Annotated in this window: 24 protein-coding genes; 15 read left to right on the top strand and 9 right to left on the bottom strand. The window is 64.4% G+C overall.

Going from position 1 to position 21,609, the window contains the following annotated elements:
* Both EUU22_RS23090 and EUU22_RS23095 read right to left on the bottom strand, forming a co-directional pair.
* Complete coding sequence (locus tag EUU22_RS23090; RefSeq protein ID WP_129334309.1) at positions 1–753, bottom strand: Crp/Fnr family transcriptional regulator; 753 nt, start codon at positions 751–753, stop codon at positions 1–3.
* Positions 754–885: 132 nt separating this feature from the next.
* The gene (locus tag EUU22_RS23095) at positions 886–1,905 is read right to left on the bottom strand and encodes a LacI family DNA-binding transcriptional regulator (RefSeq protein ID WP_129334310.1); all 1,020 of its coding nucleotides are present in this window, start codon (positions 1,903–1,905) and stop codon (positions 886–888) included.
* Positions 1,906–2,083: 178 nt separating this feature from the next.
* Here EUU22_RS23095 and EUU22_RS23100 point away from each other — a divergent pair, with 178 nt between their 5' ends.
* The 7 genes from EUU22_RS23100 to EUU22_RS23130 all read left to right on the top strand — a co-directional run bounded on the left by EUU22_RS23100 (position 2,084) and on the right by EUU22_RS23130 (position 10,490).
* The gene (locus EUU22_RS23100) at positions 2,084–3,610 is read left to right on the top strand and encodes a sugar ABC transporter ATP-binding protein (RefSeq protein WP_129334311.1); all 1,527 of its coding nucleotides are present in this window, start codon (positions 2,084–2,086) and stop codon (positions 3,608–3,610) included.
* 63 nt (positions 3,611–3,673) lie between these two features.
* Positions 3,674–4,684, top strand: coding sequence for an ABC transporter permease (locus tag EUU22_RS23105; RefSeq protein WP_129334312.1), 1,011 nt, complete (start codon positions 3,674–3,676; stop codon positions 4,682–4,684).
* A gap of 66 nt (positions 4,685–4,750) precedes the next feature.
* Positions 4,751–5,695, top strand: coding sequence for a substrate-binding domain-containing protein (locus EUU22_RS23110; protein WP_129334313.1), 945 nt, complete (start codon positions 4,751–4,753; stop codon positions 5,693–5,695).
* Between the two features lie 130 nt (positions 5,696–5,825).
* Entirely contained in the window at positions 5,826–6,878 is a 1,053-nt protein-coding gene (locus EUU22_RS23115) for a sugar phosphate isomerase/epimerase family protein (RefSeq protein WP_129334314.1), read from the top strand.
* Between the two features lie 182 nt (positions 6,879–7,060).
* Entirely contained in the window at positions 7,061–8,233 is a 1,173-nt protein-coding gene (locus EUU22_RS23120; protein WP_129334315.1) for a Gfo/Idh/MocA family protein, read from the top strand.
* 269 nt (positions 8,234–8,502) lie between these two features.
* Entirely contained in the window at positions 8,503–9,876 is a 1,374-nt protein-coding gene (locus EUU22_RS23125) for a GH1 family beta-glucosidase (RefSeq protein ID WP_129334316.1), read from the top strand.
* A gap of 56 nt (positions 9,877–9,932) precedes the next feature.
* Positions 9,933–10,490: an NADPH-dependent FMN reductase gene (locus EUU22_RS23130; RefSeq protein ID WP_129334317.1), complete on the top strand. Its 558-nt coding sequence runs from the start codon at positions 9,933–9,935 to the stop codon at positions 10,488–10,490.
* Between the two features lie 76 nt (positions 10,491–10,566).
* Here EUU22_RS23130 and EUU22_RS23135 read toward each other — a convergent pair whose 3' ends face one another.
* On the bottom strand, positions 10,567–10,965 hold the full coding sequence (locus EUU22_RS23135) for a winged helix-turn-helix transcriptional regulator (protein ID WP_129334318.1): 399 nt from the start codon (positions 10,963–10,965) through the stop codon (positions 10,567–10,569).
* A gap of 160 nt (positions 10,966–11,125) precedes the next feature.
* Between EUU22_RS23135 and EUU22_RS23140 the strand changes: the two genes are divergently transcribed.
* The 4 genes from EUU22_RS23140 (at position 11,126) to EUU22_RS23155 (ending at position 14,669) form a co-directional block, all read left to right on the top strand.
* Positions 11,126–11,758, top strand: a complete 633-nt coding sequence (locus tag EUU22_RS23140) for an NAD(P)H-dependent oxidoreductase (RefSeq protein ID WP_129334319.1) — start codon at positions 11,126–11,128, stop codon at positions 11,756–11,758.
* A 397-nt stretch (positions 11,759–12,155) separates the two neighbouring features.
* Positions 12,156–13,196, top strand: coding sequence for a methionine ABC transporter ATP-binding protein (locus EUU22_RS23145; protein WP_129334407.1), 1,041 nt, complete (start codon positions 12,156–12,158; stop codon positions 13,194–13,196).
* Positions 13,186–13,854: a methionine ABC transporter permease gene (locus EUU22_RS23150; protein WP_129334320.1), complete on the top strand. Its 669-nt coding sequence runs from the start codon at positions 13,186–13,188 to the stop codon at positions 13,852–13,854. Before EUU22_RS23145 ends, EUU22_RS23150 begins: the two co-directional genes overlap by 11 nt.
* Before the next feature lie 35 nt (positions 13,855–13,889).
* Complete coding sequence (locus tag EUU22_RS23155) at positions 13,890–14,669, top strand: MetQ/NlpA family ABC transporter substrate-binding protein (RefSeq protein ID WP_129334321.1); 780 nt, start codon at positions 13,890–13,892, stop codon at positions 14,667–14,669.
* Between the two features lie 77 nt (positions 14,670–14,746).
* Here EUU22_RS23155 and EUU22_RS23160 read toward each other — a convergent pair whose 3' ends face one another.
* From EUU22_RS23160 to EUU22_RS23175, 4 genes are all read right to left on the bottom strand, one after another.
* Entirely contained in the window at positions 14,747–15,121 is a 375-nt protein-coding gene (locus EUU22_RS23160; RefSeq protein WP_129334322.1) for a VOC family protein, read from the bottom strand.
* A gap of 70 nt (positions 15,122–15,191) precedes the next feature.
* Positions 15,192–15,887 carry a helix-turn-helix transcriptional regulator gene (locus EUU22_RS23165; protein WP_129334323.1) on the bottom strand — a complete coding sequence of 232 codons (696 nt, stop codon included), beginning with the start codon at positions 15,885–15,887 and terminating at the stop codon, positions 15,192–15,194.
* An 87-nt stretch (positions 15,888–15,974) separates the two neighbouring features.
* Positions 15,975–16,883, bottom strand: a complete 909-nt coding sequence (locus EUU22_RS23170; RefSeq protein WP_129334324.1) for a CHAD domain-containing protein — start codon at positions 16,881–16,883, stop codon at positions 15,975–15,977.
* Positions 16,867–17,355, bottom strand: coding sequence for a CYTH domain-containing protein (locus EUU22_RS23175; protein WP_129334325.1), 489 nt, complete (start codon positions 17,353–17,355; stop codon positions 16,867–16,869). Before EUU22_RS23175 ends, EUU22_RS23170 begins: the two co-directional genes overlap by 17 nt.
* A gap of 157 nt (positions 17,356–17,512) precedes the next feature.
* Between EUU22_RS23175 and EUU22_RS23180 the strand changes: the two genes are divergently transcribed.
* The 4 genes from EUU22_RS23180 to EUU22_RS23195 all read left to right on the top strand — a co-directional run bounded on the left by EUU22_RS23180 (position 17,513) and on the right by EUU22_RS23195 (position 19,929).
* Positions 17,513–18,151 carry a 2-dehydro-3-deoxy-phosphogluconate aldolase gene (locus EUU22_RS23180; RefSeq protein ID WP_129334326.1) on the top strand — a complete coding sequence of 213 codons (639 nt, stop codon included), beginning with the start codon at positions 17,513–17,515 and terminating at the stop codon, positions 18,149–18,151.
* Between the two features lie 84 nt (positions 18,152–18,235).
* The gene (locus tag EUU22_RS23185; RefSeq protein WP_129334327.1) at positions 18,236–18,934 is read left to right on the top strand and encodes a tellurite resistance TerB family protein; all 699 of its coding nucleotides are present in this window, start codon (positions 18,236–18,238) and stop codon (positions 18,932–18,934) included.
* Between the two features lie 81 nt (positions 18,935–19,015).
* Positions 19,016–19,708, top strand: a complete 693-nt coding sequence (locus EUU22_RS23190) for a GNAT family N-acetyltransferase (RefSeq protein WP_129334328.1) — start codon at positions 19,016–19,018, stop codon at positions 19,706–19,708.
* Positions 19,708–19,929 (top strand): hypothetical protein, encoded by a 222-nt coding sequence (locus EUU22_RS23195; RefSeq protein WP_129334329.1) that lies wholly within the window; start codon positions 19,708–19,710, stop codon positions 19,927–19,929. Before EUU22_RS23190 ends, EUU22_RS23195 begins: the two co-directional genes overlap by 1 nt.
* On the opposite strand, the gene EUU22_RS23200 is transcribed toward EUU22_RS23195, so the two are convergent.
* Positions 19,920–20,969, bottom strand: coding sequence for a nickel/cobalt transporter (locus EUU22_RS23200; protein WP_129334330.1), 1,050 nt, complete (start codon positions 20,967–20,969; stop codon positions 19,920–19,922). The genes EUU22_RS23195 and EUU22_RS23200 overlap by 10 nt on opposite strands.
* Positions 20,963–21,607, bottom strand: coding sequence for a DUF1007 family protein (locus EUU22_RS23205; RefSeq protein WP_129334331.1), 645 nt, complete (start codon positions 21,605–21,607; stop codon positions 20,963–20,965). Before EUU22_RS23205 ends, EUU22_RS23200 begins: the two co-directional genes overlap by 7 nt.
* Between the last annotated feature and the right edge of the window lie 2 nt (positions 21,608–21,609).

Below are 21,609 nucleotides of genomic sequence, written 5' to 3' on the forward strand. Positions count from 1 at the left end.
TCAGTCGGTCAGCGGCGCTCGGACTTGTCCGGGCGCCGTACCGCATCGAGGCATCGCGGGCCACAGAGGCAAGGCCGCTTCATCTTCGGCCGCAGCGATTTTCATGAGCTTGCGCCTGTCCAGCAGCCGTATCTGGCGCGGCGCAGTTGCGACGAGCCCCTGACTTGCGAGATGGCGCAGAAGGCGGGCCACGACTTCACGAATGGTTCCCAGATGCCGCGCCAGCTTCTCCTGAGACAAATGGACAGTTCCGTTCTCATCGGCGTGAGCCAGAAGCAGAAGGATGAGCCGCTGTTCCTGCGGCAGGCGCATGGTCCGCTCCAACAACTTCTGCAACTCGAAGACCCGTTCCGACAGCTGCTCGAACAGGAAACGCTGTGCAGAAGGCTCGCCGGCAAAAAGTTCACGAAAGAGTGGCCCCGGAACCGTGAGGATCTCGACGCCGTCTGCCTCGGCCTCTGCCCACGCGGGGTAAGGAATCTCCGTGAACAGGCTGTTCAAAGCCAGGATGCAGCTCTGTCCGGCTTCGATCCAATAGAGGGTTCCTTCGCGACCGTCGGCGTCAAGATAATAGACGCGAATACTGCCGGAGCGGATGAGATAAACGCCGTCCACCACGTCGCCGAGGCGTAGAACGCTGGCCGTGGGTGGCAAGGCTGTCAGCGTAATCTTGGAACTGAGACGCTTGCGCGTTTCCGGACGCATTTCGCGAATGAAGGCGAAATCATCCAGCGCTTCGACTGGACACGGCATTCCCGCTTGTCTCTCCGGCAATGGGCTTGGACTTTGCCTTTTCTAGCCTGTCTGCGCCAGCCTGGAATGACCTGCATCAAATCACCGGCTGCGTTGCGTGATCGCAACTTAACTACGCCGGCCTGCTCCCCTTCACCTTCTCGCGGGCGCCGTCACCGAACCGCGGACGACGAGGTCGGGCATGATCAGGATTTCCTTCGGTTCGGAGAGCGGTGTGGCGAGCGTTTCGAGAAGCAGGGCCATCGCCTGCCTGCCGATCGCCGTGCGCGGCTGGCGGATGGTGGTGAGCGCCGGGTTCAGGTAGGTCGCCTGCGGCACGTCGTCGAAGCCGATGACGGAGAAGTCGCGCGGCAGGTCGTAGCCGCGGGCAGCGAGCCCGTTCATCACGCCGACCGCGGTCGCGTCGTTGACGCACATGAAGGCGGTCGGCAGCGTGTCGCGCATGAAGAGTTGTTCGAGGCCGAGGCGGCCGCTTTCCGTCGTGCCGTCGCCCTCGACGATGATCCGTCTGTCGGCCGGAATGCGTGCCGCGTTGAGCGCGACGTCGTAGCCCTCGCGGCGGCGTGCCTGACCGAGGCGCGTTTTCGAATCGCCGATGAAGGCGATCGAGCGATGGCCGGCCGAGAGCAGGTATTCGGCGGCCTTGCGGGCACCGGCCACGTCATCGACGCCCACATACGAGGTCCGCGCGCCGAAGACCGGCTCGAACACGGCGACGGTCGGAGGCAGCCGCTGGCCGAGCGCCTGATGGCCGAAGGGCTCGTGGCCGGTGAAGAGCACGAGGCCGGCCGCCTGGCCGGAACTCAGGAATTTCAGGTATTCGAGCCCGCGTTCGGGATCGTTCTGGGTATGACCGATCAGCACGCCGTAGCCATGGGCGCGCGCCTCGTTCTCGAGCCCCACCAGAATGCTCGAAAAGTTCGGGTCGCCGATGTCCGGTGCCAGCACCAGGATCATGTTGGAGCGGCCCATGCGCAGCGACCGGGCCATGGCGTTGGTGGTGTAGCCGGTGATGGCGATCGCCTGGTTGACCCGCTGGCGCGTCGATTTGGCGACCTTCTCCGGCGTGTGAATCGCCCGGCTGACGGTCGCGATCGAAACCTCGGCGAGACGCGCGACGTCCTCGATCGTTGCGGGCGTGATGTTCGACACGGGCGGAGCCCCCTTATCCTTCCGGAATCGCTCGCGACATTATCGCCGGCTCCTTTCGGGCGAAAGCCGGCCCGGTAGTGGTCATCCCCACATTTCGGAAGATGTAAACCTTTACATACCGAGTGTAAAGGTTTACACAATGCAACATAAGCGGTGGAGGAGCCGCGGGGAGGACAGCATGAACAGCCATGAGGGCGGTATTGCCGTGCCGGTGCTTGCCGCTGAACGCATTTCGAAGATCTTCGGCGAGGTGCAGGTGCTCTTCAGCGTGGATTTCGACGTGCTTCCGGGTGAGGTCCATGCGCTGATCGGCGAGAACGGGGCGGGCAAGTCGACGCTCGCGAAAATCCTGACGGGCTTCGAGCAGGCGAGCTCCGGGCAGATCCTTCTCGACGGGCAGTCGGTCACCCTTCCTTCGAACGGCCGGGCCGAGGCGCTCGGTATCGTGCTCATCCATCAGGAATTCAATCTCGCCGAGCACCTCACCGTCACGGAGAGCCTGTTCCTCGGCCGCGAGGTGGCCCGCTTCGGCGTGCTCGACCGCCGGTTCATGCGCGAGGAGACGCGACGCGTCCTCGACATCCTCGGCTCGTCGATCGACGAGGATGCGCCGATCTCGTCGCTCTCGGTCGCCGACAAGCAGATGGTGGAGATCGCCAAGGCGATCAGCCGCGACGCGCGGGTCGTCTTTATGGACGAGCCGACGGCTGTGCTCTCGCGTGACGAGACCGACATCCTCTTCGACCAGGTGCGCAAGCTCCGCGCCAAGGGCACCAGCTTCGTCTTCATCTCCCACAAGCTGGACGAGGTCATCGAACTGACCGACCGGGTGACGGTGTTGCGCGACGGCCAGTGGATCAAGACGGCGCCGACATCACTGCTCGATGCCGAGTCGATGGCACAGCTGATGGTCGGGCGCGAGCTCGCGAGCCTCTATCCCGCCAAGCACGAGCCGGATGTGGACGAGGAGGTCACGCTCTCGGTGCGTTCGCTGACCACGGGATATGTGAAGGATGCGAGTTTCGAGCTGCGCAAGGGTGAGGTGCTCGGCTTTTCCGGGCTTATCGGCTCCGGCCGCACCGAATTCATGGAGGCGGTCGCGGGCCTCAGGCCGCGCCTGTCCGGCGAGGTCGTGCTCAAGGGACATGCAATCGGCTCCGGCGATTTCCTCTCGGCCAAGGCGAACGGCCTCGCCTACATGACCAAGGACCGCAAGGGCCGCGGCTTGCTGCTCGGCGAGGGCATGGCGACCAATCTCACGCTGCAGTCGCTCGACCGGCATGTCCGGCACGGCTATCTCGACCCGTCGAGCGAGGCTGAGGCACTCGCGCGTGCCCGCCGCCGCTTCGACATCCGCGTGCGCGACGACAACGTCATGGTCGGGCGGATGTCCGGCGGCAACCAGCAGAAGCTGCTGCTCGCCAAGATCATGGAAACCGAACCGGACGTCATCATCATCGACGAGCCGACGCGCGGCATCGACGTCGGCACCAAGCAGCAGATCTACCACTTCATCGCCGCGCTCGCCCGCGAGGGGCGCTCGATCATCGTCGTCTCCTCGGAAATGCAGGAGGTGATCGGGCTCTGTACCCGCGTCGCGGTGATGCGCGAGGGGCGGATCGTCGGGATGCTGGAAGGCGAGGAGGTCTCCGAACAGGTGATCATGCGCTACGCCGCCGGCCTGAAACGGAAACTGGCGGGCTGATCGGGATCGGACAAGAGAGGATGCCGGCCGCAGGACGCGCCGGCCGGGAGGAAGAGAGTGACGATGTCGAGGAGTGAAGAGGGTGGAGCGGTTGCGGCTGTTCGCAAGGGACGCAGGAGCATCGATCTGAGGGCGGTCGCGCCGTTCGCGGCGCTGGCCCTGCTGCTGGTCGTCGGTGCACTGGTCAATCCGAACTTCATCGGTATCAACAACCTCGCCAATGTCGCGACGCGCAGTGCCTTCATCGCGATCATCGCGGTCGGGGCGACCTTCGTGATCTCGTCCGGCGATCTCGACCTGTCCGTCGGCTCGATGGTCGCCTTCGTGGCGAGCCTGATGATCCTTTTCCTGAATTCTGGGGCGATTGCCGACCCGTCGCTGCTGCTCGCCGCCGCGGTTACGCTCGCCACGGTCATCGGGGCGCTCTGCGGGCTGGCGAACGGCCTCATCACGACGGTCGGCCGCATCGAGCCGTTCATCGCCACCCTCGGCACCATGGGCATCTATCGCGGCCTCACCACCTGGCTCTCGCAGGGTGGCGCGATCACGCTGCGTTCGCCCGAGATCCAGGAGATGTACCGGCCGGCCTATTTCGGGTCTATCCTCGGTGTGCCGGTTCCGATCCTCGTCATTCTGGCGGTCACGGCGATCGCTGCCTTCATCCTTTATCGCACACGCTATGGCCGGCACGTCGTCGCCGTCGGCTCGAACCGCGAGGTGGCGCGCTACTCCGGCATCGGCGTCGACAGGGTGCGCACGCTCGCCTTCGTCATCCAGGGCATCTGCGTGGCGATCGCGGTGCTGCTCTACGTGCCGCGCCTCGGCTCGACGTCGGCGACCACCGGCATTCTCTGGGAGCTCCAGGCGATCACCGCCGTCGTCATCGGCGGCACCGCGCTGAAAGGCGGCGTCGGACGTGTCTGGGGAACCATCTGCGGCGCCTTCATCCTCGAACTGGTGGGCAACATCATGCTGCTCTCCAACTTCATCAGCGAATACCTGATCGGGGCCATCCAGGGCGCGATCATCATCATCGCGATGCTCGTCCAGCGCTCGCTGACGCGCAGACCGTGAGAGGGCCGGGCTGAAGGGGTGGCCCGCTCGCAAACCGACACCCCAGTGACTATCGGGAGGAAAGACATGCACAAGAGACTCTTGGGCCTTGCCGTCGCCATGACGGCGATGTTCGGCGCCGCCCACGCCCAGGATGCAAAGACGATCGGCGTTTCCATTCCGGCGGCCGACCACGGCTGGACGGCGGGCGTCGTCTACCACGCGAACCGTGTGGCCGAGCTTCTGATGAAGGAGCATCCCGGCCTCAACGTCATCGTCAAGACCTCGCCCGACCCGGCGAGCCAGGCGAATGCCCTGCAGGACCTCGAAACGCAGGGGATCGACGCACTGGTGATCCTGCCGACCGATCCGGATCCGCTCGTCAACGCGATCAAGGAAGTGAAGAACAAGGGCACGTTCGTCTCGATCGTCGACCGGGCGCCGAGCGTCAACGATGCCACTGTCCGCGATCTCTATGTCGCCGGCAACAACCCGGCGCTCGGCCGCGTCGCCGGCGAGTATATCGCCAAGAACACGCCCGACGCGGAAGTCGTCGTCATCCGCGGCCTGCCGATCCCGATCGACCAGCAGCGACAGGACGGTTTCGACGAGGGCATCAAGGGCTCGAACGTCAAGATCCTCGACCGACAGTTCGGCAACTGGAACCGCGACGACGCCTTCAAGGTCATGCAGGACTACCTGACCAAATACCCGAAGATCGACGTGGTCTGGTGCCAGGACGACGACATGGCCGTCGGCGTGCTGCAGGCGATCGAACAGGCCAAGCGCACCGACATCCAGTATGTCGTCGCCGGCGCCGGTTCGAAGGACATGATCAAGAAGGTCATGGACGGCGACAAGATGATCCCGGTCGACGTGCTCTATCCGCCGGCGATGGTCGGCACCGCGATGGAGCTGACGGCGGCCGCCATTTACGACCAGGTTCCCGTGCACGGCACCTATACGCTGGATGCGACCCTGATCACGTCGGGCAATGCCAAGAACTACTACTTCCCGGACTCGCCATTCTGATCACGGGCGCGAACGAGACTGCGCCTGCCCGGATATTCCGGGCGGGCCATCCCGCGAAATCTGGCCGGTTGTCTCCGGCGTATAATGCTGTGATTGTTAACGGCAACGTTGCAGATGTGGAGGAGCATTCATGAAGACGATCAAGGGGCCTGGCATCTTTCTCGGGCAGTTCGCCGGCGATGCGGCGCCATTCAATTCCTGGGACGGAATCACGAAATGGGCCGCCGAGAAGGGCTATGCCGGCGTGCAGGTGCCGACCTGGGCGGGACAGCTGATCGATCTGAAAAAGGCGGCCGAATCCAAGGACTATTGCGAGGAATTTGCCGGTGTCGCGCGGCAGAACGGCGTCGAGGTGACCGAGCTTTCCACTCATCTGCAGGGGCAGCTGGTTGCAGTTCATCCCGCCTATGACGAGGCCTTCGACGGGTTCGCGGCGCCGGAAGTGCGTGGCAATCCCAAGGCGCGGCAGGAATGGGCGGTGCAGCAGGTCAAGTACGCGCTGAAGGCCTCCCGTAACCTCGGCATCAAGGCGCATGCGACCTTCTCCGGTGCGCTCGCCTGGCCGTTTGTCTATCCGTGGCCGCAGCGGCCGGCCGGGCTCATCGAAACCGCTTTCGATGAACTCGCCAAGCGCTGGCTGCCGATCCTCGACTATGCCGAGGAGCAGGGCGTCGACGTCGCTTACGAAATTCACCCCGGCGAAGACCTGCATGACGGCGTGACCTTCGAGATGTTCCTCGAGCGGGTGAAGAACCACCCCCGCGCCAATATGCTCTACGACCCGTCGCACTATGTGCTGCAATGCCTCGACTATCTGGACAACATCGACATCTACAAGGACCGCATCAAGATGTTCCACGTCAAGGACGCGGAGTTCAACCCGAGCGGCCGGCAGGGCGTCTATGGCGGCTATCAGGGCTGGGTCGAGCGGGCCGGCCGCTTCCGTTCGCTCGGCGACGGCCAGGTCGATTTCGGTGCGATCTTCTCGAAGATGGCGGCGAACGATTTCGACGGCTGGGCGGTTGTCGAATGGGAATGCGCGCTGAAGCATCCGGAAGACGGCGCGCGTGAAGGCGCCGAGTTCGTGAAGGCGCATATCATTCGCGTGACGGAGAAGGCCTTCGACGACTTCGCCTCCGGCGGCACCGACGAGGCGGCCAACCGCCGGATGCTGGGGCTGTAACAGGCGCTTATTCCCCTCCCCAACCCCTCCCAATAAGGGGGAGGGGCTTTGCCGCCAACGTTTGAGCTCTACGGTGACCTTACCACTACGAGCGGGACCATGGCGGCGATCGCTCTCCCCCCTTGTGGGGGAGATGGCGGGAGCCAGAGGGGGCTTTCACTCATCTTAAGGAGAACAACACCATGGCAATCGAAGGCAAGGACGAGGGAATGCGGACGGCGAAGATCAGGCTTGGCATGGTGGGCGGCGGGCAGGGCGCCTTCATCGGTGGGGTGCACCGGATGGCCGCCCGGCTCGACGATCATTTCGATCTCGTAGCCGGCGCGCTCTCCTCGACGGCGGAGAAGTCGCTGGCTTCGGGCCGTGAACTCGGCCTCGACCCGGCGCGTTGCTACGGTTCCTTCGAAGAGATGGCGGAGAAGGAGGCGGCAAGGCCCGATGGCATCGAGGCCGTGTCGATCGTCACGCCGAACCACGTGCACTATCCGGCCGCCAAGGCTTTCCTGGAGCGCGGCATCCACGTCATCTGCGACAAGCCGCTGACCTCCAATCTGGAGGACGCCAAGAAACTGAAAGAGGTGGCGGACAAGAGCAGCGCGCTCTTCATCCTCACCCACAATTACACCGGCTATCCAATGGTTCGCCACGCGCGGGAACTCGCACTCAACGGCGAACTCGGCGAAATCCGCGTCGTGCAGATGGAGTATCCGCAGGATTGGCTCGCCGAACCGATCGAGCAGACCGGCCAGAAGCAGGCGGCGTGGCGGACCGACCCGAAGCAGTCGGGGGCGGGCGGCTCCACTGGCGACATCGGCACGCATGCCTACAATCTCGGCTGCTTCGTCTCCGGGCTGGAGCTCGATGAACTGGCGGCCGACGTCCATACCTTCGTTTCCGGGCGCAAGCTCGACGACAACGCCCATGTCATGCTGCGCTTCAAGGGTGGGGCGAAGGGCATGCTCTGGTGCAGCCAGGTTGCGACCGGCCACGAGAACGGGCTGAAACTGCGCGTCTACGGCAGCCGCGGCGGCATCGAGTGGACGCAGGCCGATCCGAACTATCTCTGGTTCACCCGGCTCGGCGAGCCGAAGCAGCTCATCACCCGTGCGGGCGCCGGCGCCGGTGCGGCCGCAGCGCGCGTCACCCGCATTCCGAGCGGCCATCCGGAAGGCTATCTCGAAGCCTTCGCGACGATCTACACGGAAGCGGCTGCCGCCATCACGGCTGCCCGCTCCGGTACGGCGGTCGATCCCGCCGTGGTCTATCCGACCATCGACGACGGGGTGAGGGGCGTCGCTTTCGTCGAGGCCTGCATCGCTTCGTCGAAGCAGAACGGGGCGTGGGTGAGGGTGTGATTGTTCATCCACCTCCCCCTTGAGGGGGGAGGTCGCCGCGAAGCGGCGGGTGGGGGTGAAAAGCCGCAGTCTCCCCACCCACCCCGGACCTGCGGTCCGACCCTCCCCTTCAGGGGAGGGTGTCGTTCAACTGCAACGTTGCAGTTTTTCGTCCGGCGGTCTTTTTCCCCGTTGCGGATTGGTTTAAACCGCTTTCGATGTTTTCGCGCAGGCCGTGCGCCATCCCTTCCGGCCGCGCGTGCTGTGATCCAGAGTGACGGGGTGTTTCCATGATCGATCCGAAGAAGCTTGCCGAACGGTTCCCCGGCGATTTCGTTTTCGGGGTAGCCACAGCCTCCTTTCAGATCGAAGGGGCGACGAAGGAGGACGGCCGCAAGCCGTCGATCTGGGATGCCTTTTCCAACATGCCGGGACGCGTCTACCAGAGGCATAACGGTGATGTCGCCTGCGACCATTACCACCGCTGGGAACAGGACCTCGACCTCATCAAGGAGATGGGCGTTTCGGCCTACCGCTTCTCGATCGCCTGGCCCCGGGTCATCCCCGAGGGCACGGGCCGTGTCAACGAGAAGGGCCTCGATTTCTACGACAAGCTGCTCGACGGACTGAAGGCGCGGGGCATCAAGGCCTTCGCGACACTCTACCACTGGGATCTGCCGCTGGTGCTGATGGGTGACGGCGGCTGGACGGCGCGCTCGACGGCGGATGCCTTCCACCGCTATGCGAAAATCGTGATGGCGCGGCTCGGCGACCGGCTCGATGCCGTCGCGACCTTCAACGAGCCCTGGTGCTCGGTCTGGCTCTCCCATCTCTACGGGGTGCATGCGCCGGGGGAGCGGAACATGGATGCGGCGCTGCACGCACTCCACTACACCAACCTCGCCCACGGCCTCGGGATCGACGCCATCCGGCAGGTGGCGCCGCAGGTGCCGGCCGGCCTCGTCATCAACGCGCACGCGGTGATCCCGGCTTCCGACAGTGATGCCGACAAGGCGGCGGTCGAGCGCGCCTTCCAGTTCCACAACGGCGTCTTCTTCGATCCGGTTTTCAATGGCGCCTATCCCGATCAGTTCATGGACGCGCTGGGCGGCCGCATGCCGGCGATCGAGGATGGCGACATGGAGGTGATCGGCCAGAGCCTCGACTGGTGGGGGCTCAACTACTACACGCCGATGCGGGTTGCCGCCGATCCTGTGCCCGACGCCGAGTTTCCGGCGACCGCGGGCGCTCCGCCGGTTTCGAAGGTCAAGACCGATATCGGCTGGGAGGTCTACGCACCGGCGCTGAAGTCGCTCGTCACCGAGCTTTACGACCGCTACGATCTGCCCGCCTGCTACATCACCGAGAACGGCGCCTGCTACAACATGGGCCCGCAGAACGGCGAGGTCGACGACCAGCCGCGGCTCGACTACTACGCCGAGCACCTCGGCGTCGTCGCCGATCTGATCCGCGAAGGTTTTCCGATGCGCGGTTATTTCGCCTGGAGCCTTATGGACAATTTCGAATGGGCGGAGGGCTATCGCATGCGTTTCGGTCTCGTCTATGTCGATTACGAGACCCAGGAACGTATCGTGAAGAAGAGCGGCAAATGGTACAGCGCTCTCGCCTCGCAGTTTCCGAAGGGAAACTTCAAGGCGGGGTGACACGGTCGGCCGACGTGAGATGATGGCGCTCCGATTCTCCTGAAAGGCACGCCCACATGTCGGTCCCGGCCAAACGCCTCTACGCGCTCTGCGGTTCCTTGCGGACACGCTCCACCAATCGCGCGCTGCTCGAAGCGATCCGGCGTCTAGCCCCGCACGGCGTGGAGGTCGAAATCTCCGGATTGATCGGCCTGCTGCCGATCTTCAATCCCGACCTGGAAGGCGATCTTACGCCCGCGCCGGTGCTGGCCTTTGCGCGAGAGATCGCGACGGCGGACGGCCTGATCGTCAGCGCGCCGGAATATGCCCACGGCATTCCGGGTGGGCTGAAGAACGCCCTCGACTGGCTGGTGTCGCGCTTCGAAATCCCCGGCAAGCCCGTCATGCTCGTGCATGCCTCGCATCGGGGCGATTTCGCGCTGGAAGCGCTGACGGAAGTGCTGAAGACGATCGCGACCGATCTCAGACCCGAGACCTTCCTGCGCGTGCCGTTGCTCGGCAAATCGGAGGACGAAATCGCGGCCATTCTCGGCGCGCCGGAGACGGAAGACGCCATTCGCGCAGCCCTTGTGCGTTTCGCGGACGTGGTTTCTGTGAACCCGGCGTCACGATAGTGCGGGCGCATTGACGTTCGCTCCCTCTGAGACGCCCGCTCGACGGGAAGCCTCGAGGCCGGGCGGCGAACTTCGTTCAACCGATCTTGATCAACTTGTCGTTACCGCGTTCCGCCTCGCTGCGGGCATCGAATTCGGCGCGGGCGGCGTGGATCTGGTTATAGTTCTCGAAAACCCAGCCGCCGAACGCCTGGATCGGCTCGGAAAAGGACCGGCCGAGTTCGGTCAGTTCGTATTCGACCCGCGGCGGCACCGTCGCGTAGACGGTTCGACGCACCATGCCGTCGCGCTCAAGCGCGCGCAGCGTCAGCGTCAGCATGCGCTGCGATACACCGACGACCGTGCGCTTGATGTCGCTGAAGCGCTGCGGGCCGTTTCTGAGCACCATGATGATGAGAACGGTCCATTTGTCGCCGAGCCGTGACAGCATTTCGCTGACGGTCGGACACTTGCCTGGGTCAAAGCTCGAACACATTACACTTACCTCCATGTGACTTGGTATAACGCATGTGCCTTCTTGTGTCTCGTGTAGAGTTACATATTTAGGTCTGGTTACGTTTCGTTACCAGGTTTCAGAAGGTGCCTCGCCAGAATGGCCGGCGCTTCGGAAACCACCAGACCAGAAAGGTACTCTCATGCTCCTCGACAAGCTCAACTGGCGTTACGCGACCAAGAAGATGGACCCGACCAAGGTCGTCCCCGACGACAAGGTCGAGCGGATACTCGAAGCTGCTCGGCTGGCGCCGACGTCCAGCGGCCTGCAGCCCTATGAAGTGATCGTGGTCACCAACCCGGAGGTGCGCGCCCGCATTCGCGAGGTCGCCTGGAACCAGGCTCAGGTCACCGACGGCTCGCACCTGCTCGTCTTCGCCGCCTGGGACAACTACACGCCCGAGCGGATCAACCAGATGTTCGACCTCGTCAATGAGGAGCGCGGCTTCAGGAACGAGGGCTGGGAAAACTACCGTCAGATGCTGCTCAACAACTACCCGCAGCGCGATCCGGAGGTGAATTTCCAGCATGCCGCCCGGCAGGCCTATATCGGCTTTGGCTTGGCGCTGACGGCTGCCGCGTTCGAGGGCGTGGATGCGACACCGATGGAAGGCTTCGAGCCGGACAAGCTCGACGAAATCCTCGGTCTGCGCGAACGCGGCCTTCGCTCGGTGACGATCATGCCGCTCGGCTACCGTGAGGTGGAAAGCGACTGGCTGGTAAACCTCAAGAAGGTTCGTCGTCCGAAGGACAGCTTCGTCAGCGTCGTCGCTTGAACGACGAAGGCGCGCCGTATCCTCCCAAGGCGGCGCGCCTGAACGCCTGTGGCTATCCAGGGACGTTTGGTCATATTTTGCGCCGTAAGGCGGAAGAGGGAAATAACGTCGCTCGGCAAGCCGGTATGATGGTGCGATAAGAGGCCATCGTTCGCGGATGCATGGCACCTATGCAGGCCGCGAGTTTGAAAGGGAATGGTAGGGAATGGTAGACCGGCGTCTCATGCGTCGAATGTGTTGCTCGCGGTAAGTACCGAGAGAACGCCCATCCGTGGCCCATTTGCGGCCTTCTACCGAAGAGAAATTTCATGAACAGACGAAGCAGCGGGATCTCGCTCGTGCCGGAGGGGGCGTGATGTCGGTCGTCGCACATCTCCCGAAGGCCGGCACGCAGCCGATGGTGACGTTCGAAGGTGTCACAAAGCGCTTCGGCGGCAGCGCCGGCCGTCCCACGTTTTCCGCGCTCGCCGGTGTGGACTTTGCCGTGGCGCGCGGTTCGATTACCGGCATCATCGGCCGGTCCGGGGCGGGCAAGTCGACACTGATCCGGTTGGTCAACGGACTGGAGACACCCACCACCGGCCGCGTGACGGTCGACGGCGTCGATGTCGGTGCGCTCGACGAGGCGGGCCTGCGATCGCTGCGGCGGCAGATCGGAATGATCTTCCAGCACTTCAACCTGCTTTCCTCGCGCACCGTGCGCGACAACATCGCGCTGCCGCTCGAAATCGCCGGCGTCGACGCCCGGACGATCGAGGCGAAGGTCGGGCCGCTGATGGACTTGGTCGGCCTCGGCGACAAGGCGAAGCGCTATCCGGCCGAGCTTTCCGGCGGGCAGAAGCAGCGGGTCGGGATCGCACGGGCGCTTGCAACGGAGCCGAAGCTCCTGCTCTCCGACGAAGCGACGTCGGCGCTCGACCCCGAGACCACGCAATCCATCCTCGATCTCCTGAAGCGGATCAACCGCGAGCTTGGCCTCACCGTGCTCTTGATTACCCATGAGATGGAGGTCGTGAAGACCATCGCCTCCGATGTGGCGGTGATCGATCAGGGTCTCATCGTCGAGCAGGGGCGGACCTTCGATGTCTTCACGCGCCCGCAGCACGAAACAACGAGGGCGTTGCTCTCGGCCGCGGTCGGCGTGAAACTGCCGGAGTGGATCAGCAGCGATCTCGCCAGCGCGCCGAACCCCGGCGACCGGGCCTTCGTGCGGCTCATTTTCTTCGGAGAGACGGCCTTCCAGCCGCTGACCGCACGGCTCGCCGCCGAGATCGGCGCCGACCTCAACATCCTTGCGGGTGCGATCGACGAGATTGCCGGCGAGCCGTTCGGCTCGCTCGTCGTTTCCTATCCTGCCGACGCGGCGACGCTGGAGCGGGCAGGGCGCTTCTACCGCGAAACCGGTCTCACCACGGAGGTGCTCGGCTATGGCGCCTGACATGCTCGCCGGCCTTCTCTTCAAGGCATTGCTGCAGACATTGCAGATGGTCGCTGCCGCCGGTCTCATCGGCACGCTCGTCGGCCTGCCGATGGGGATCTTTCTCGCGACCAGCGGCAGGGGAGAGCTCTTCGAGGCGCCGCTCACCAACCGCATCGTCGGTCTGGTCGTCAACGCGCTGCGCTCGACGCCCTTCATCATCCTCGTGGTTGCGATCATTCCCCTGACGCGGTTCATCACCGGCACCTCGATCGGCACGATCGCCGCGATCGTTCCCCTGACGATCTCGACCATTCCCTTCATCGCCCGCCTGATCGAGGCGGCGATCCGCGAGGTCGACAAGGGGCTCATCGAGGCGGCGCGTGCAATGGGCGCGACACCAGTCCAGATCGTCATGAAGGTGCTGCTCGCCGAGGCCAGGCCCGGGATCACGCTCGCGCTGACACTGACGGTCGTCAGCCTCATCGGCTACTCCGCCATGGTCGGCGCGGTCGGTGGCGGCGGGCTCGGCGATCTCGGCATCCGTTATGGTTACCAGCGCTTCATGCCCGAAGTGATGCTCGCCGTCGTCGTCGTGCTCATCCTGCTCGTCCAGGCCGTGCAGAGCGCCGGCGATGCGCTCGCCCGGCGCTTCGACAAGCGCAGCCGAAAGAACTGAAACCTCCCTTTCAGGAAACCCAAGGAGAAAAGACAATGAGGAAACTGATCGTCGCTGCCGCTATCGCAGCCCTGTTTTCCGCCGGTGCGGCGCTCGCCGAAGACATCAAGGTCGGCGTGACCGCCGGCGAGCACGCCCAGATCATGGAAAAGGTCAAGGAAATCGCTGCGAAGAAGGGCCTGAACATCGATATCGTCGAGTTCTCCGACTACGTCGTGCCGAACCAGGCGCTGGCAGACGGCGACCTCAATGCCAACTCGTTCCAGCATCAACCCTATCTCGACAACCAGATCGCCGACCGCGGTTTCGACATCGTCAGCGTCGGCACGACCATCACCACCCCGATGGGCGTCTATTCCAAGAAGGTGAAGAGCCTCGACGAGCTGCAGGACGGTGCGACCGTCGCGATCCCGAATGACCCGACCAACGGCGGCCGCGCGCTGCTCGTGCTCGCCTCGAAGGGGCTCATCAAGGTCAACTCCGAAGCCGGCCTGAAGGTCGGTCCGGCCGACGTCACCGAGAACCCGAAGAACATCCAGTTCGCTGAGCTCGACGCCGCCCAGCTGCCGCGCTCGCTGGACGACGTCGACGCCGCCGTGATCAACACCAACTACGCGATGGAAGCCGGCCTGCACCCGAAGAAGGATGCGATCGCCATCGAAGGCGAGAAGTCGCCCTATGCCAACGTGATCGCGGTGCGCACCGCCGACAAGGACGCGCCCTGGGTGAAGACGCTGGTCGAGTCCTATCATGACGACAGCATCAAGGCCTTCATCAACGAGGAATTCAAGGGCGCCCTCATCCCGGCGTTCTGATCCTTCTGGACAATCGGCAGACGACAGAGCCCCCTCCTCGCGGAGGGGGTTTTCGTTTCAGCGTGGCGCTTGCGCCGTCAGCTCGCGTCGCCTTCGTTGAACACCCTGAGGCGATGGCCGTCCGGATCGGCGGCGAGGAAGGTGCGGCCGAACACCATGTCCGCCGGCTCATTGAGGATCGTCGCGCCGGCGCGCTTCCATTCCTCGAAGCGGCGGTCAACGTCGGCGGGTGTCGCAACGACGAGGCCAACCTCGCTGCCGCCGGCGGGTGTCGGCGAGGATATGTCGGTGCTCGACGTCGACCAAAGGCCGAGCAGCAGCCCGTCGTTGATTTCGAAGCTGACGAAGGTCGGGTGTGCCTCGAAGGGCGCCTTGCCGAGGAGGCGGCCGTAGAATTCGGCACTTTTCATCGGGTTGGCGACATAGAGGAGGGCGTAGGCTCGTGCAGTCATTTCCGTTTCTCTGGTTTTCGTTTCGGAATGACCGGACTTTATGTGAAGCTGCTGCCAATTTTTGTCAGCATCAGAACGGAGGCGCACTTATTCCCTGCAACTGCCGCCACTCGCGGACGAGCTGGAGCCTTCGTTTCGGGTAGCGCACGGCGAGGTTCTCAAGCGCCGTCAGGCGGTCGGTGCGGAAATGGCGGAAGCCTTCGCGCATCTCGCACCAGGCGACGATGATCCGCTGGCTGTCGAAATAGCCGAGCGCAATCGGCCAGATGTCCCGTTCGCTCGAGCTGCCGTCGCCGTCGCGATAACCTATCCGCAGCTTGTGCTCGGCGCGGATGGCCTGCCGCACCAGCGCGACGTCGACGATACCGTCGTTCGTCTTTCCGCCGGGCCCGACCATCAGGCCAGATGTCGAGAGGTGTTGCCGGAGATCGGTCGGCAGCACCGCCTCGATTTTGGCAAGGGCATTGTGTGCCGCGTCGTTAAGCCCGCCGTCGCCGCGGCTCGCCACCCAGCGGAAACCGAGGACGAGCGCCTCGATCTCTTCCGGCGAAAACATCAGGGGCGGCAGCATGTAGCCGGGGCGCAGCATGTAGCCGACGCCGGCTTCCCCGTCGATGTCGGCGCCTTGCGTCTGCAACGAGGCGATGTCGCGGTAAAGCGTGCGCAGCGATATGCCGAGCGTTTCCGCAAGCACGCGGCCGCTCACCGGCCGGCGATGCTGGCGCAGGACCTGAAGCAGTTGCAGGAGGCGTTCGGAACGGCTCATCGGTATTCCTGCTGGCAGATTTTGTCAGCAGGAATAGGGCAACTCCACGCATTTGACCAGTCCGTGAGCCGGAGGAAAACATCGCACTCAGCGGCTGGCTTCGAGCCAGAGGGCCTCGATGATGCGGGCTTCGGCCTTCGGTGGATCGGCGAAGAGGCGTTCGGCGCTCTCCAGCGCCTCGCGCCGCAGCGCCTGTTGCTGGCGGATGACCGCACCCAACAGGTGTGCAAGCTCCGCGCCGCCGTTCAGGACATCGGGCTCACGGTCGAGAAGGGCGACCAGTAGCGCCAGATCGTGTTCGTGACCGAGGACGGCAACGAGCGCCTTGGCCTCAGCGAGCTTGGCGGCCATTGCGGAAGGCCACAGGTCGCGCAGGAGGGCGAGGTGCATCGAATAGTCCTGCGCGCATTTGCGCAGCTCGTGGAAGACTTCTTCGTGGGCATCTGTCCGGCAGGCCGCGCCGGCGTCTCTCGCGCGTGAAAGATTGCTCCGCCATCCCCCGGCAATGCGCTTCGCCGTCGCCTGCCGGCCGTCGTCGAAGGAAAGCTCGTCGAGCGCCCGGATCGCGTCGCGGCATGCCACGACGGCGGCTTCCGCCTTTTGTGGAAGGTCGACTTCGTTCTCCGACATGGCGTCCCTTCTTGCCGTGAGGGCCGTCCGGGCATGAGCGAGCGCCTCCCGCTCCTCGGCGTTGAGCGCATGGTCTTCGAGATAGGCCGCGGTCTCGATGAGGGCGGTCGCATCGCGCACCAATGAGAGGGCATGGGCGGTTTCCCGCAGGCGCGTGTTCTCCTGCTTCTGGAAATCCTTCGCGTCCGCCGCCACCAGACGGTAGAGCGCGCGCACGCGCTTCAGCTTCCGGCGGGCCTGATGGATGGCTTCGTGCAGGCCCTCGGGCTGCTCCGTGATGAGGGTGATTGCCCGCTCGAGTTGCCCGCCTGCCGCCTTGCGCAGTTCCCTGGTGAAGGGACGGTCCGGCCTAATTCGGTAGGCCATAAAGCGCGTCCTGCTGCAGCTTCTCGGTCGCCAGAGCCTGATTGGAATAGCGCCGGTCTCCTGTCACTTCCCGCCCGATCCAGTGGGGCAGGGACGGGGCGTCGCTTTCGTTGCGCAGTTCCACCTCGGCGATCACCAATCCCTGGTAGGCGCCCTCGTAGACATCGATCTCCCAGATGAAGCCGTGATGCTCGACGGTGTAACGCACCTTTTCAATCACGTTGCCGACGGCAAGTGCGATCATCTCCTCGGCGTCCTCGAGGGCGATCGGATATTCGAACTCGTCGCGGATCAGCGAATTCTGGCCGATCTTGACCGTCAGCTGCGCCGAGGTGCCATTCTTCGTCCGCACGCGGACGGAGCGGTCTTGCATGAGAACGACATAGGCCTGACGCATCGGCGTCGCGGTCGTCGCGAGCGCCCGCCAATCGTCGTTTGCCACGAGGAACTTCCGCTCTATCTCCTTGGCCATGGACCCGTTCCGGTTTCCGCCCTGCGGGGTTACCGTACAGGAAGTCTGAAATCCGTCAAACGGCGCGGGCATGAGCGTGCGCATTTGTCTCGACAAGGCGGGCCTGTCGCTATATCGATCTGTCAATTTCAATCGTTTTAAGAAAGGGAGCCGGACCATGGGCGCCAAAACCGAAAAGCTTCTTTCGACCCTGAAACTGCAGCCGGTGGTGCCGGTGCTGATCGTCGAGGATGCGGCGACGGCGGTGCCGCTCGCGCGGGCATTGGTCGCCGGCGGGCTGAAGGCGATCGAGATTACCATGCGGACCGATGCCGCGCTGGAAGCCGTACGCCGCGTGGCGGCCGAAGTCGAGGGTGCGGTCGTCGGCGCAGGCACGATCCTCAATCCCGCGCATTTCGAAGCGGCCGTCGAAGCCGGTTCGCAGTTCATCGTCAGCCCCGGCACGACGCGCGAGCTCATCCACGCCGCGCGGTCTTCGGATATTCCGCTGCTTCCCGGTGCTGCGACCGCGAGCGAAGTCATGCAGTTGCGCGAGGAAGGCTATCAGGTCCTGAAATTCTTCCCCGCCGAACAGGCGGGCGGCGCCGCTTACCTGAGGGCGCTGTCGTCGCCGCTCGCCGGCACGCTCTTCTGCCCGACGGGCGGCATTTCGCTCAAGAACGCGATGGACTATCTGTCGCTGCCGAACGTCGTCTGCGTCGGCGGTTCCTGGGTGGCGCCGAAGGAGATGGTCGCCGCCGGCGACTGGGCAGGCATCACCCGGCTTGCTTCGGAGGCGGCGGCTCTGCGGGGCTGATCGGGCAGGCGGCGTCGCCATCTTTGCATTGTCACGATCGGCTACCTATGTAGCGTTGAACGAGTGCACAACACGGAGATGGCGATGCTCGACGCGAAGAAGCTTCTGGATCAATTCCTCGGTTCGCAGGTTCCAGGGACTACCGGGACGGTCAAGGAAAAGGCAGGCGACATCACCCGGCTCGCCAAGGACAATCCGCTCGCAACCGGCGCGATCCTCGCTGCTGTTCTCGGCACCAAGACGGGACGCAAGCTCGCCGGCAATGTCGCGACCATCGGCGGCCTCGCCGCGATCGCAGGTCTCGGTTACCAGGCCTACAAGAACTATCAGGCCGGCAAGGCGCCGCAGACGGCGCCCGCCGCCTCAGAGCCCGTTCTGCTTCCCCCGCCGGCCGATTCGCCGTTCAGCCCGGAGGCCACGGCCGCGGGGAACGAGTTTGCGCTGACGCTGGTCCGGGCGATGATCGCGGCCGCCAAGTCCGACGGTCACGTCGATGATGCTGAGCGCGCCCGCATCCTGGACAAGATCCACTCCACCGCGCTCGATGCGGAGGCCGAGGCCTTCATCGCCGAGGAGCTCGCCCGGCCGACGGATGTCGAGGCGCTGGTGGCGGCGGCAAAGACCGAAGCCCAGAAAGTGGAGCTCTTCACGGCGTCGCGGCTCGCGATCGATCCGGACAGCCGGGCCGAACGCGGCTATCTCGACATGCTCGCCGGACGGCTCGGCCTTGCCGACGGTCTGGTCGACCATATCGAGGCGACAGTCGCGGGTGCCACCGTCTGAGGTCATGACGCCTTCGGATGGCCGGTTGCCTTTGCCGGGCGGCTGGCCTACTGCTTTGCCGGAACATTCCGTGAGGCAGGCATGCGCGATCTATCGACATTCAAAGGCTGTCCGGCGCCGACGCCGGTAAGGCTCGAAGGCCGTTTTGTGACGGTCGAGCCCTATGACAAGGACAAGCACCTCCAGGCTCTCTGGGACGGCCTCGGTGGCATAGGCATCAATCCGCTTCTCACCTATTTCACCCAGCCGGACTTCGGCAGCATCGTCGACTTCGAGAGCTGGCTCGACAATGCCCGCACCAAGGGTGGCTGGCTCACGCACGTCTTCCGGGACAATGCCTCCGGCAAGATCGTCGGCATGGCGAACTACATGCGCGCCGACCCGGCTAACGGCGTCGTCGAGGTGGGGGGCGTCGCCCACGGTCCGGCGATGAGCCGCACGCCGCTTGCGACCGAGGCCCATTACCTGATGGCGAAGCACGTCTTCGAGGATCTCGGCTATCGCCGCTACGAGTGGAAGTGCCACAACGAGAACGAGGCGAGCAAGACGACCGCGCGCCGTTACGGCTTCACCTTCGAGGGCGTGTTCCGCCAGCACATGCTTTCGAAGGGCAAGAACCGCGACACCGCCTGGTTTTCGATCATCGACGGCGACTGGCCGCTGGTGAAGGCGGCGTTCGAGACCTGGCTGCACCCCGACAATTTCGATGCTGAAGGCCGGCAGAAGCGCAAGCTCGAAGACATCCGCGCCGAACTCGCACGGGCGGCGGCGTGATGGCCGAGGGCGACAAGGAAACCCGCTCTTCGGCGATCGCCGCCTTCGTCATCCTGCTCGGGGTCGCTCTCGCGCTCCTCGTCATGCCGAAGGTCGTGCTGTGGGTCGGCGGCTACTCGCCGGTGCTGGCGGCTGCGCTCGGCACGCTGGTGATCCTGGCCTTCTTCCTGATCTTCTGGCTCAGGGCCCGCTATCAGCGCCGCCGCGGCGATCAGGACTGAAGCGCCGCCGCGAGCAGCACGACGCCCATCACGATGACGAGAAGAGCGCCGCCGATCTCGATGGCGCTCGCCACTTTTCTGGCCGCCGGCGAACCGGGGCCGGAGAGGCGGACGGCGACGGTCTTGGCCGAGACGGCAAGCGTCGCGAGGAGGGAGACGGTGATGGCTGTGCCGAGGGCCATGGCGAAGACCGAGAGCACGCCACCGAGATAGAGCCCGTTCAGGATCGCGAAGGTCATCACCAGAAGGGCACCGGAACAGGGCCGCAGGCCGACGGCAACGATCGCCGACCAGGCCTCGCGCAGCCGGAACTCCTTCGCGGACAGAAGCCGCGGATCGGCGATGTGGCTCATCCCGCAATCGGGGCAGACGGCGCCCGGCGCAAGGCCCGTATGGCTGTGCTCGGTGGCGACGGCTTCGAAACGAAGACCGGTCGTGGTGCGCGATGCCGGACCCGAAGGCGCGCCGGCGAACAGGGGCGCGCTCGCCGACTGGACGGTGAAGACCGACCGCAGCTTGCGGACGAGAAGCCAGAGGCCGAAGGCGATGATGAGCCCGTAGCTTGCAAGCTCCATCGCGTCCGTCGCGTCTGTCAGCGTGATTCCCGTACCCCTGAGGACGAGATAGGCAACGCCGACGAGGGCGATCGCGACCAGCGCCTGCAACACCGACGAGATGAAGGAAATGCCGACGCCGCGCTTCAGCTCCGTTTCGTTGGCGATCATGTAGGAGGAGATCACGGCTTTGCCGTGCCCCGGACCGGCGGCATGGAAGACGCCGTAGGCGAAGGAAAGCCCGACGAGGGTGGCAAGGCGGCTCGGGTCTTCCCGCATCGCCTTCAGCGATTCTGTCAACGCACGATAAAAGGTCTGCTGGTGCTCGTTCACCCAGGCGAGAAATCCGCCGAACATGCCGGTAGTCGGGAACGACGGCTCGGCCGTGCCGATGCCGAGTGGCGAGCCTGCGAACGCCGCCGGTGCCGCAATGGCGACCAGGAGGGTGGCGAGTGCGGCATATTTGCCGAGGCGGGCGTTCAGCATGACACTTCGAGGCGGGTCGCGAACAGCTTGCCCATGTCCGAGCCGCCGGGATTGTTGAAGAAGGCTTCCGTCATCATGTTCTGGTTCTGCGCCATTACCGCGTCCGGATCGGGGCGGATGACCTGCCGCTTGCAGGCTCCGAAGCCGTCACCCTCGGTCGCGAGATCCCCGTCCTTGGCGAAATCGATCGAGGTGTAGAAGGTCGGGTCGTAGATGCCGAAGGAGAGCTTGCCCTTGAGCGGCACCGCGGTCTGCGGCTTCACGACGAAGAAGACGAGGAGCTGGTTGTCCTTGAAGTCGACGTTGAACACCTCCGGCACGGCGAGCTTCACCGGATTGCCGTTGTCGGTAATGAAGGTGAAGTAGTCGTAGTCGCCCGTCGAGGTGCGGATGGTGTCGGCGATTTCCTTCAACTCGTCGGGGTCGAGCTTCAGATTGGTGTTCTTGTCGAAATCAAGCAGCACGCTCGAGGAGAACACGTCGTCGAAGCGCCAGACATTGCGGACTTCCGTGATCTTTCCGGCGTCCGCGACCACCTCCAGCCGCGCCTCCGCGAAGATATGCGGGTGGGCGAGCGCGGGTAGCGGCTGCAGGGCGAGGATAATCGCTGCGGCTGCCGGCGTGAAAGTCTTCTTCATGA

This window comes from Ciceribacter ferrooxidans, assembly GCF_004137355.1.
Lineage (GTDB): Bacteria > Pseudomonadota > Alphaproteobacteria > Rhizobiales > Rhizobiaceae > Allorhizobium > Allorhizobium ferrooxidans.